This window comes from Roseateles sp. P5_B10, assembly GCF_056400485.1.
In genome coordinates this window covers 1-2,202 of the sequence record NZ_JBFULE010000852.1, presented here as the reverse complement: position 1 = coordinate 2,202, position 2,202 = coordinate 1, and the positions used below count along the sequence as shown (strand labels likewise).

The 2,202-nt window shown below is 66.7% G+C and carries 3 protein-coding genes; all 3 read right to left on the bottom strand.

Annotation, left to right across the window (positions count from 1 at the left end; genetic code table 11):
- Positions 1 to 12: 12 nt before the first annotated feature.
- Positions 13 to 564 (bottom strand): GspH/FimT family pseudopilin, encoded by a 552-nt coding sequence (locus AC1DU6_RS28470; RefSeq protein ID WP_477861237.1) that lies wholly within the window; start codon positions 562 to 564, stop codon positions 13 to 15.
- Positions 565 to 721: 157 nt separating this feature from the next.
- Positions 722 to 1,165 carry a transcriptional regulator NrdR gene (gene nrdR, locus AC1DU6_RS28465; RefSeq protein WP_056202338.1) on the bottom strand — a complete coding sequence of 148 codons (444 nt, stop codon included), beginning with the start codon at positions 1,163 to 1,165 and terminating at the stop codon, positions 722 to 724.
- Positions 1,166 to 1,176: 11 nt separating this feature from the next.
- The coding region (glyA, locus tag AC1DU6_RS28460) for a serine hydroxymethyltransferase (protein ID WP_477861235.1) at positions 1,177 to 2,202 on the bottom strand (1,026 nt) is incomplete at its 5' end.

Here is a 2,202-nt window from a genome sequence, read left to right as displayed (position 1 = left end):
CGATTGAGGGGCTCATGCGCACTTGGGCTGGCCGCTGATCTTCTGAGCGCCGACATAGCAGCTGCGCACGCGGCCGGTGATGGCCACGACGTAGCGGATGGCCTGGCCGCCGTTCAGGCTGAGGTCGATGCTGCCTGTCTGGGTGACCAGGCCCTGGCGGAGCTGGAATTGCAGGGTCTCCGCATTGCTGCTCAGGCGCACGGGCTGGGTCGTCGGCAGCCACTCGGCCTTGATGACCTGGCTGCTCGGCTTCTTGCAGGCGGCCTTGCCGCCAGCACAATCGCAGTCGTCCTTGGCGCCGATGTACATCACGTAGCAGGCGTTGGCGCCCTTGCCGCTGATGCGGAAGAAGACCGAGTCGCCCAGGCGGGCCGCTTCGCTGCGCGCCAGGCGCAGGTCGCTGGCCAGGGTGTCCGCGCTGACGCGCAGTTGCTGCTGCTGGCGCATCGTGCCCATGGCCGGCACGGCCTGGCCGAGCAGGGCGGCGCAGATGCCGACGCTGGCGCAGAGTTCCACCAGCGTGAAACCACGGTTGCTGCGACGGGTGTTGGCGGTGCGGTTCATGGTGCTTCCCTGGGTTCGTTGTTGATGGAACGAACTCTAGGAAGCGGGGCTCACCGCGTCTTTCCCCCCAAAGGCGGAACGAAGAGGGGTGGCGGGTGCCCCATCCCCCTGGTCTCCCCCTCATCTCCCCCCGCCGGGGGATAGGGTCAACCCGGTATCAGATCTCGCGGATCAGCTGGCGGAACTCGTCGACGTCCTCGAAGCTGCGGTACACCGACGCAAATCGCACGTAGGCGACCTTGTCGATGCGCTTGAGCTCGCGCATGACCAGCTCGCCCAGTCGCGTGGACGCGAGCTCGCGGGCGCCGCTGGCGAGCAGCTTCTCCTCGATGCGGTTGATGGCCGCATCGATCTGCTCGACGCTGACCGGCCGCTTGCGCAGGGCCAGCTGCATGGAGGCACGCAGCTTGGACGCGTCGAAATCGGCGCGCCGCCCATCTTTCTTGACGACCGATGGCATGGCGATGTCGGCCCGCTCATAGGTCGTGAAGCGCTTGTCGCAGGACAGGCAGCGGCGCCGGCGCCGGACGACGTCACCCTCATCCGACTCTCGGGTCTCGGCGACCTGGGTTTCGGTGTGAGAGCAGAACGGGCAGCGCATTGAGGCTCGACTTAGCCGCGGTAGACCGGGAAGGCGGCCGTCAGCGCCGCAACCTTCTCGCGCACGGCGGCCAGGTTGGCCTCGTCATGCGGCTTGTCCAGCACATCGGCAATCAGGTGGGCCGTCTGGCGAACTTGCTCCTCCTTGAAGCCGCGCGTCGTCATGGCCGGCGTGCCCAGGCGAATGCCGCTGGTGACCATGGGCTTTTGCGGGTCGTTGGGGATGCCGTTCTTGTTGCAGGTCATGTGGGCGGCGCCCAGGATGGCCTCGGCTTCCTTGCCCGTCAGGTTCTTGGGACGCAGGTCCACCAGCATGACGTGGCTCTCCGTGCCGCCGGAGACGATGCGCAGGCCGCGCTCGATCAGCGTGTCGGCCAGCACCTTGGCGTTCTTGACGACCTGCTCCTGGTAGACCTTGAACTCGGGCGTCAGGGCTTCCTTGAAGGCCACGGCCTTGCCGGCGATGACGTGCATCAGCGGGCCGCCCTGGATGCCGGGGAAGATGGCCGAGTTGATCTTCTTGGCGATCGCCTCGTCGTTCGTCAGGATGATGCCGCCGCGCGGGCCGCGCAGGCTCTTGTGCGTGGTGGACGTGACGACGTCGGCGTGGGGCAGGGGGTTCGGGTAGACGCCCGCGGCGATCAGGCCGGCGTAGTGCGCCATGTCGACCATGAAGTAGGCGCCGATCTCCTTGGCGATCTTGCCGAAGCGCTCGAAGTCGATGCGCAGCGAGTAGGCCGACGCGCCGGCAATGATGAGCTTGGGCTTCTTCTCGCGGGCCAGGGCTTCCATGGCGTCGTAGTCGATCGCTTCATTGGCGTCCAGGCCGTAGCTGATGACGTTGAACCACTTGCCGCTCATGTTCAGCGCCATGCCGTGGGTCAGGTGGCCGCCTTCGGCCAGGCTCATGCCCATGATGGTGTCGCCAGGCTGCAGCAGCGCGAAGAAGGCGCCTTGGTTGGCCTGCGAGCCGGAGTTGGGCTGCACGTTGGCGAATTCGGCGCCGAAGAGCTGCTTCAGGCGATCGATGGCGAGTTG